This is a genomic window from Kitasatospora sp. MBT63, assembly GCF_000710465.2.
Lineage (GTDB): Bacteria > Actinomycetota > Actinomycetes > Streptomycetales > Streptomycetaceae > Kitasatospora.
Window position 1 is genome coordinate 1 of the sequence record NZ_JAIZ01000438.1, and the last position, 8,385, is coordinate 8,385.

General features: G+C 74.3%; 6 protein-coding genes and 1 pseudogene. 3 read left to right on the top strand and 4 right to left on the bottom strand.

What is annotated here, in order from left to right:
- Nucleotides 1-83 precede the first annotated feature (83 nt).
- From AA75_RS24080 to AA75_RS24090, 3 genes are all read left to right on the top strand, one after another.
- Nucleotides 84-377 (top strand): hypothetical protein, encoded by a 294-nt coding sequence (locus AA75_RS24080; RefSeq protein ID WP_033822299.1) that lies wholly within the window; start codon nucleotides 84-86, stop codon nucleotides 375-377.
- A 99-nt stretch (nucleotides 378-476) separates the two neighbouring features.
- Complete coding sequence (locus AA75_RS24085; RefSeq protein WP_033822300.1) at nucleotides 477-1,910, top strand: FGGY family carbohydrate kinase; 1,434 nt, start codon at nucleotides 477-479, stop codon at nucleotides 1,908-1,910.
- A gap of 98 nt (nucleotides 1,911-2,008) precedes the next feature.
- Nucleotides 2,009-3,409, top strand: a complete 1,401-nt coding sequence (locus AA75_RS24090; protein ID WP_033822301.1) for a glutamate decarboxylase — start codon at nucleotides 2,009-2,011, stop codon at nucleotides 3,407-3,409.
- A gap of 29 nt (nucleotides 3,410-3,438) precedes the next feature.
- Here AA75_RS24090 and AA75_RS24095 read toward each other — a convergent pair whose 3' ends face one another.
- The 4 genes and pseudogenes from AA75_RS24095 to AA75_RS49700 all read right to left on the bottom strand — a co-directional run.
- The gene (locus AA75_RS24095) at nucleotides 3,439-4,641 is read right to left on the bottom strand and encodes an RNA polymerase sigma factor (protein WP_033822302.1); all 1,203 of its coding nucleotides are present in this window, start codon (nucleotides 4,639-4,641) and stop codon (nucleotides 3,439-3,441) included.
- A gap of 124 nt (nucleotides 4,642-4,765) precedes the next feature.
- Nucleotides 4,766-6,670 (bottom strand): DNA primase, encoded by a 1,905-nt coding sequence (dnaG, locus tag AA75_RS24100; RefSeq protein WP_033822303.1) that lies wholly within the window; start codon nucleotides 6,668-6,670, stop codon nucleotides 4,766-4,768.
- A 22-nt stretch (nucleotides 6,671-6,692) separates the two neighbouring features.
- On the bottom strand, nucleotides 6,693-7,997 hold the full coding sequence (locus tag AA75_RS24105; protein ID WP_033822304.1) for a deoxyguanosinetriphosphate triphosphohydrolase: 1,305 nt from the start codon (nucleotides 7,995-7,997) through the stop codon (nucleotides 6,693-6,695).
- Nucleotides 7,998-8,171: 174 nt separating this feature from the next.
- A pseudogene (locus AA75_RS49700) lies at nucleotides 8,172-8,385 on the bottom strand (sirohydrochlorin chelatase); the annotation flags it as partial.

Here is an 8,385-nt window from a genome sequence, read left to right on the forward strand (position 1 = left end):
CCCGCCACCGGCCGGGCGGTTCACCACCCGGCCCGACGGGTAGGGCAATGCGGCAAAGACCGCGATGAAGGGTGGAGCCGAGCATGTGGAAACTGACGTTGATCGTGGGCGTCGGGGTCGGATACGTCCTGGGCGCCCGAGCCGGCCGGCAGCGGTACGAGCAGCTGGCCGGCGCGGCCCGGCAGTTCTCCCAGAACCCCAAGGTCCAGGACGCCGCCGGGAAGGCCAAGCAGCAGGCCGGAGCGGTGGCGGGCCGGGCGGCCGGCGCGGTGGCGGACCGGGTCGGCGAGAAGCTCCCGGACTCGGTCACCGACCGGGTCCCGTACTTCGCCCGCCGGCAGTCGGCGGACGACAGCTGGGGCACCTTCCGGCCCTGACCGGCCCCGCCGCCGGGGCCCCGGCGGCACCCGTACCGAGTGGGCAACACTTGCCGCGGCGGGCAGCACCGGAGGTGCCCGCTGCGGCATGATCTCGGTATGGCCATCGTCGCGGGCATCGACAGTTCCACCACTCGCACCAGGATCGTCTCGTGCGACTCCGACACCGGCGCCGTCCTGCGGCAGGGGAAGGCCTCCCATCCGCTGCCGGAGGGCGTCGATGCCAGGACCACCGAGGTCGACCCGCAGGCCTGGCTGCACTCGCTCGGCGACGCCGCCGCCGGCGGCCTGCTCGAGGGTGTCCGGGCGATCGGCGTCAGCGCCCAGCAGCACGGGCTGATCGGGCTGGACGCGGGCGGCGTACTGGTCCGCCCGGCACTGCTGTGGAACGACCCCCGCTCGGCCGGCGCCGCCGCCTCGCTGCTGGACGCGCTGGGCGGCCCGGGCCCGTGGGTGGAGGCCATCGCGGCGGTGCCCGCACCGACGTACACCATCGCCAAGCTGCGCTGGCTGGCCGAGTTCGAACCCACCTCGGCCAAGCGGATCGCCGAGGTGCTGCTGCCGCACGACTGGCTGGTCTCCCAGCTGCTCGGCAGCCCCAAGCGGCGCACCACCGACCGCGGCGACGCCTCCGGCACCGGCTACTGGTCGCCGATCACCGGCGAGTACCGGCAGGACCTGATCAAGCTGGCGGTCGGCCACGAACTGCGGGTGCCGGACGTGCTCGGCCCGGCCGAACCCGCCGGGCACACCCCCGAGGGCCTGCTGATCTCGGCCGGCACCGGCGACAACATGGCCGCCGCACTGGGCCTGGGCCTCGGCCTCGGGGACGCCGTCGTCTCGCTCGGCGGCAACGGCACCATCTTCGCCGTGCACGACCGGGCGGTGATCGACCCGACCGGTCTGATCTCGTCCTTCGCCGACGCCACCGGCCGCCACCTGCCGATGGTCGCCACCCTCAACGCGGCCCAGGTGCTGCGCTCGACCGCCACCGTGCTCGGCACCGACCTGGAGGGCCTGAGCGCGCTCGCCCAGCAGTCCTCCCCCGGCTCGTACGGCCTGGTGCTGCTGCCGTACCTGGACGGCGAGCGCACCCCCAAGCTGCCGCACGCCGCCGGCACCCTGACCGGCCTGCGGATGGAGTCGATGGCTCCGCAGCACTTCGCCCGGGCGGCCGTCGAGGGCATGCTGTGCAACGTCGCGGACGCCGTCGACGTGCTGCGCTCGCACGGGGTGGCGGTGCGCCGGATCTTCCTGCTGGGCGCGGCCGGGCGGCTCGGGGCGGTGCGGGAGATCGCGCCGCTGGTGTTCGGGTGCCCGGTGGTGATCCCGCCGCCGGGCGACCACGCGGCCCGGGGCGCGGCCCGGCAGGCCGCCTGGGCGCTGGCCGGCACCCCCGAACCGCCGCACTGGGAGCTGCCCGAGGTCACCACCCTGGTACCGGACCAGGAGCACGACCTGGCGGTCGGCAACGCGGTGCGCCAGCAGTACGCGGCGGTCCGCGACCAGACGTACCCGGAGGTCAAGGGCTGAGCCGCCCGGGGCCGCCGCGCGCGGGCGCCGAGGATGCGTCAGGAGCGGGGCGGTGGCAGCGTGGGAGTTCCCTGCCCGGCAAGTGAAAGGGATCTCGGATGGCGCTGCACAAGGGCGACGGCGATGAACGCCGACTGTCCCTCAGCCCGCTCCAGGGCGTGCTCGACCTGCTCGGTTCGATGGCCGCCGCCCCACCGGTGCACCGGCTCTCGGACAATCCGGTGCTGCCCGCCGTGGCCTACCAGCTGATCCACGACGAGCTGATGCTGGACGGCAACGCCAAACTCAACCTGGCCACCTTCGTCACCACCCAGATGGACGATTACGCCGGGCGGCTGATGGCGGAGTGCCGCGACAAGAACATGATCGACAAGGACGAGTACCCGCAGACCGCCGAGCTGGAACGGCGCAGCGTGGCGATCCTGGCCGACCTCTGGCACGCCCCCGACCCGGACCAGGCGGTCGGCTGCTCCACCACCGGCTCCAGCGAGGCCTGCATGCTGGCCGGTCTCGCGCTGAAGCGGCGCTGGATGCGGGCCAACGCCGACCGGTACGCGGCCGGGGCCCGGCCGAACCTGGTCATGGGCATCAACGTCCAGGTCTGCTGGGAGAAGTTCTGCAACTTCTGGGAGGTGGAGGCCCGGCTGGTGCCGATGTCCGGCGACCGGCTCCACCTGGACGCCGAGCAGGCCGTCGCCCACTGCGACCGGGACACCATCGGCGTGGTCGGCATCCTGGGCTCCACCTTCGACGGCTCCTACGAGCCCATCGCGGAGATCTGTGCCGCCCTGGACGACCTCCAGAAGCGCACCGGACTGGACGTCCCGGTCCACGTCGACGGCGCGTCCGGGGGCATGGTGGCGCCCTTCCTCGACCCCGAGCTGGTGTGGGACTTCCGGCTGCCCCGGGTCGCGTCCATCAACACCTCCGGCCACAAGTTCGGCCTGGTCTACCCGGGCGTCGGCTGGGCGCTGTGGCGGGACAAGGCGGCGCTGCCGGACGAGCTGGTCTTCAAGGTCAACTACCTGGGCGGCGACATGCCGACCTTCGCGCTCAACTTCTCCCGGCCCGGCGCCGAGGTGGTCGCCCAGTACTACGTCTTCCTGCGGCTCGGCCGCGAGGGCTTCCGGATGGTGCAGCAGGCCTGCCGGGACGTCGCCACCTACCTGTCCGGGGAGGTCGAGCGGCTGGGCTTCCAGCTGCTCACCAAGGGCGACGAGCTACCGGTCTTCGCGTTCACCACCCGGGAGGGCGAGAACTTCGACGTCTTCGACGTCTCGCGCCGCCTGCGCGAGCGCGGCTGGCAGGTGCCCGCGTATACCTTCCCGGACGACCGGACCGACCTGTCGGCGCTGCGGATGGTGTGCCGCAACGGCTTCTCCCGGGACCTCGCGGACCTGCTGCTGGAGGACCTCGAACGGCTGCTGCCCGAGCTGCGCAACCAGCCCGCTCCGCTCAGCACCATGGGCGTCGAGGCGCGCAGCGCGTTCCACCACTGACCCGCACGGCGCCGGCCGGCGGCGGCCGCTCAGTCCAGGTAGCCGCGCAGCTGGTCGGCGCAGACGTGGGCGCGCAGCTTGGCGAGCGTCTTGGCCTCGATCTGGCGGATCCGCTCCCGGGTGACGCCGAACAGCCGGCCGATCTCCTCCAGGGTGCGCGGCAGGCCGTCGCCGAGGCCGTAGCGCAGCTGGACGATCTGCCGTTCGCGCTCGCCGAGGGTGGCCAGGACCGCCTCCAGGTGCTCGCGCAGCAGCAGGAAGGCGGCGCTCTCCACCGGTGAGGCGGCGTCGGCGTCCTCGATCAGGTCGCCGAGCGCGACGTCCTCCTCCTCGCCGATCGGGGTGTGCAGCGAGACCGGGTCCTGGGCCAGCCGCAGCACCTCCCGGATCCGCTCGGGCGGTAACTGGAGCACCAGGCCGACCTCGGCGGGGGTCGGCTCGTGGCCGTACTCCTGGATGAGGGCGCGCTGCACCCGCAGCACCCGGTTGATCAGTTCCACCACGTGCACCGGCACCCGGATGGTGCGGGCCTGGTCGGCCAGTGCCCGGCTCATCGCCTGCCGGATCCACCAGGTGGCGTAGGTGGAGAACTTGTAGCCCCGGGTGTAGTCGAACTTCTCGACCGCCCGGATCAGGCCGACGTTGCCCTCCTGGATGAGGTCGAGCAGGGTCAGGCCGCGCCCGACGTAGCGTTTGGCGACCGAGACCACCAGGCGGAGGTTGGCCTCGATCAGACGGCGTTTGGCGATCCGGCCGAGCACCACCAGGCGGTCCAGCTCGTCGGCCAGCGCCGGGTCGCCGCCCGGTGACGGGTCGCCGGGCCGCGGGCCGCCGGCCGCGGCGCGGTCCAGCGCCTCCTCGGCGAACAGGCCGGCCTCGATCTGGCAGGCCAGCTCGACCTCCTCGGCGGCGGTGAGCAGCCGGACCCGGCCGATCTCGCGCAGGTACTGGCGCAGCAGGTCGGCGGCGGCGCCCGAGGCCTCGTCCGGGGTGACGGCGGCCCGCCGTGCGGGGCCGGGGTGTCCGGGCCCGGGGTCCGGCGGCTCGGACAGGTCGGGGTCGGACAGGTCGGGGTCCGCCGGTTCGGCGTCGGCGGCTTCCGGGTCGGCGGGTTCGGGGCCGGGGGTGAGGTCCTGGTCCGGGGCGGGCCGCTCGGCGGCGGGCGGCCCGGCCTGGGCCGGGACCCGTACGGCGGCCTGCGGCTGGCGGACGGCGGCGAGCTCCACGGGCATCCTCCACGGCCGTGGCGGCGCTGGGGGGACGCCGCACCACAAGGGATGGGATACCCAGCGGTGCGCCCCGCGCCACCCCCGGCGGCGGACCGGATGGCGCGGGCCGGTGGTGAAGGGCCCGGGATCAGAGCGCGGCCGCGCCCCGGGAGCGGAGCTGCTGGGCGTACTGCTGCAGGGCCCACAGCTCGCTCTGCACCGCGTGCAGCTGCTCGGGGGTGGCCCGGCTGCCGAGCCGCTGCAGGTGGGCGCGGGCCTCGCCGACCCGGCGGTCGACGGCCTGCAGCCGCAGCTTGACCAGGAACTCCCCGGCGTAGATCTCGTCCGCCTTGCGGCGGGAGCGGATCGGTTCGACGGTCAGCTCGGTGACCAGACCGCGGACCTGGTCGTCCGGGCTGGCCTCGCGGACCGCGGTGGTGAAGTCGGGCAGCGCGGCGCCGTACGCGGCGCCGCCGGCCGAGCCGATCGCCCGGCGGACGGCGGCGTACGGCGGGGTGGGGAACTCCTCCTCGCCGTACTGGTCGAAGGCCGGGCTGACCAGGTCGGGGTGCTGGAGGGCGAGCTTGAGCAGCTCGCGCTCGACGAACTGCGCCGGGTCGCGCGGGTTCAGCCGGAAGGCCGGACGCGGCGGCTGGACCGGTGCGGCGGGCTCCTGGCGGCGGGTGGGCCGCTGGGCGGCGTTCTGCTGGTTCTCGCGCTGCCAGCGGGCCAGCTGGCCGATCCGGCGGACCACGAACTGCTCGTCCAGGATGCCGAGCATGCCGGCCAGCTGGACGGCGTACTCGTGCTGGATCGAGCGGTCCTTGATCTTCACGATGATCCCGGCGGCCTCCTCCAGCGCGGCCGCGCGGCCCTCCGCGGTGTCCACCCGGTGCCGGGCGACCGCCGAGCGCAGCGCGAACTCGAAGAGCGGGACGGGGTGTTCGATCAGTTCCCGGACGGCGTCGTCGCCCTTGGCGAGGCGCAGCTCGCAGGGGTCCATGCCGCCGGGGGTGATCGCGATGGAGGTGCGGGCGGCGAACTTCTGGTCGTCCTCGAAGGCCCGCAGGGCGGCCTTCTGGCCGGCCGCGTCGCCGTCGAAGGTGAAGACCGTCTCGCCGCGGTAGGCGGAGGTGTCCATCAGCAGCCGACGGATGATCTTGACGTGGTCCTCGCCGAAGGAGGTGCCGCAGGTGGCCACCGCCGTGGTGACGCCCGCCAGGTGACAGGCCATCACGTCGGTGTAGCCCTCGACCACCACGGCCCGGCCGGACTTGGCGATCTCCTTGCGGGCCAGGTCGATGCCGTACAGCACCTGGGACTTCTTGTAGAGCGGCGTCTCGGGGGTGTTCAGGTACTTGGGCCCGGTGTCGTCCTCGCGCAGCCGGCGGGCGCCGAAGCCGACCACCTCGCCGCCGGAGTCCCGGATCGGCCAGACCAGCCGGCCCCTGAACCGGTCGATCAGCCCGCCGCGCTGGCCCTGCGAGGCGAGGCCGCCGAGCAGGATCTCCTTGTCGGTGAAGCCCTTGCCGCGCAGGTAGCGCACCAGGTGTTCCCAGCCCACCGGGGCGTAGCCGACCCCGAAGTGCTGGGCGGCGGCCTCGTCGAAGCCGCGCTCGGCCAGGAACCGCCGGCCGATCTCCGCCTCCGGCGAGCCGAGCTGTTCCCGGAACCAGGCGGCGGCCACCTTGTGCGCCTCGACCAGCCTGGTCCGCTCGCCCTGCTGGTGGCGGGGCGAGTAGCCGCCCTCCTCGTACCGCAGGGTGATGTTGGCCTGGGCGGCCATCCGCTCCACGGCCTCGGCGAACGAGCAGTGCTCGATCTTCATCAGGAACGAGATGGTGTCGCCGCTCTCGCCGCAGCCGAAGCAGTGGTAGACGCCCTTGCCGGGGTGCACGTAGAACGAGGCGGACTTCTCGTCGTGGAACGGGCAGACGCCCTTGAGCTGGGCACCGCCGCCGTTGGTCAGCTGGACGTAGTCGCCGACGACCGCGTCGATGGGCAGCGCGTTGCGCACTGCCTGCACATCTTCATCCCTGATCCGACCGGCCACCCTGGAAGTTTACGCACGGCCGTCAGGCGTTCGGCCCCGCCTTCTCGACCAGCCGGGCGTGCAGGGCGAACGCGGAGGCGTCGGTGAGGGTGGCGATCTGGTCGACCACCGCCCGCAACGCCGCCCGGTCGTCCTCGGCCTCCTCGTACAGCGCGGCGAAGACCGGGTCCAGCCCGTACGGCGCGGTGCGGGTGAGCGCCTCGGCCAGCTCCGCGATCACGATCCGCTGGCGGGTGCGCAGCTGGGCCTGCTCGTCGCGCTGCATCACGTACCGGACGGCGACCGCCTTGAGCACCGCGCACTCCAGCCGGACCTCGGCGGGCACCACCAGCTCGGCCGCGTACCGGGTGAGCGGGCCGGGGCCGTAGCGGGCCCGGGTGGCCTGCTCGGCGGCCAGGCAGAACCGGCCGATCAGCTGGCTGGTGAGGTCCTTGAGCCCGGCGCGGGCGCGGGCCGAGCCGTCGTACGTCCGGGGCCACCACTCCTGGCGCTGGAGCCGGTCCAGCGCCTCGGCCAGCTCGGCGGCGGACGCGTCGGGGGCGTACCGTTCGGCGATCTTGAACAGTTCGGCGCGCTCGTCGGCCGAGCGCAGCGCCGCCGGGTCTATGTGGCCGGCCTGGAGGCCGTCCTCGACGTCGTGGGTGGAGTACGCCACGTCGTCGGACCAGTCCATCACGGTGGCCTCGAAGCACTTGCGGCCCTCGGGGGCGCCGGTGCGCAGCCAGCGGAAGACCGGCAGGTCGTCGGCGTAGACGCCGTACTTGGTGGAGTCCGGGTCGGTCGGGTGCCCGCCGCGGGTCCACGGGTACTTGGTGGCGGCGTCCAGCGCGGCGCGGCTCAGGTTGAGGCCGACGCTGCGGCCGGGCCAGGGGGCCAGCCGGGCCGGGGCCTCGTCCAGCGGGGCGAAGCGCTTGGGCTCCAGGCGGGTCAGGATGCGCAGCGACTGCGCGTTGCCCTCGAAACCGCCGCAGGCCGCGGCGGCCTGGTCGAGCGCCTCCTCGCCGGTGTGCCCGAACGGCGGGTGGCCGATGTCGTGCGCCAGGCAGCCGGCCTCCACCAGGTCCGGGTCGCAGCCGAGCGCGGCACCGAGCTCCCGGCCGACCTGGGCGCACTCCAGCGAGTGGGTCAGCCGGGTCCGGGAGAAGTCCGCGCGCATCGGGGCGACGACCTGGGTGGTGCCGGCCAGTCTGCGCAGGGCCGCGGAGTGCAGGACCCGGGCGCGGTCGCGCTGGAAGGCGGTGCGGCCGGGCCGCTTGTCCGGCTCGGGCACCCAACGTGCCTCGGCCTGCGGGTCGTACGGGGCGGTGCGGTGCGCGGTGTCGTCCATATGACAGTCACCGTACGCCGACGGGCCGACATCGCGCCGGTGCGCCGCGCTATCGCCAGGGCGTGCGGACGGTGAACAACCGTCGCCCTCACAGCTGCCCGGCGGCGGGCGCGCGACGCCTCCGGGGAGCGGGCGGGTACGGGCGCGGGTGCCGGCGGCACGGACCCACGTGGGTCAGCTGGTGGCGGCGAGCAGGGCCGGCGGGTGCGCGGGGAGGCGGGCGGCGGCGGCCGCGTAGCGGGCCAGCAGCAGGCGGACCAGGAGGGGGTGGGCTCCCAGGGGCGCGGTGGCCGGGCCGTCCCAGGCGGCGGCCGCGAGCCGGGCGAAGTCCCCCGGCGCCGTGAAGTACCCCGCCACCGCGACCGGTCCGGCCCCCAGCGCCGCCAGA

Bases quoted from the DNA above. Each gene is read 5' to 3' on its own strand.
- AA75_RS24080 (WP_033822299.1), top strand. From the start codon at position 84: ATGTGGAAACTGACGTTGATCGTGGGCGTCGGGGTCGGATACGTCCTG.
- AA75_RS24085 (WP_033822300.1), top strand. From the start codon at position 477: ATGGCCATCGTCGCGGGCATCGACAGTTCCACCACTCGCACCAGGATC.
- AA75_RS24090 (WP_033822301.1), top strand. From the start codon at position 2,009: ATGGCGCTGCACAAGGGCGACGGCGATGAACGCCGACTGTCCCTCAGC.
- AA75_RS24095 (WP_033822302.1), bottom strand. From the start codon at position 4,641: ATGCCCGTGGAGCTCGCCGCCGTCCGCCAGCCGCAGGCCGCCGTACGG.
- AA75_RS24105 (WP_033822304.1), bottom strand. From the start codon at position 7,997: ATGGACGACACCGCGCACCGCACCGCCCCGTACGACCCGCAGGCCGAG.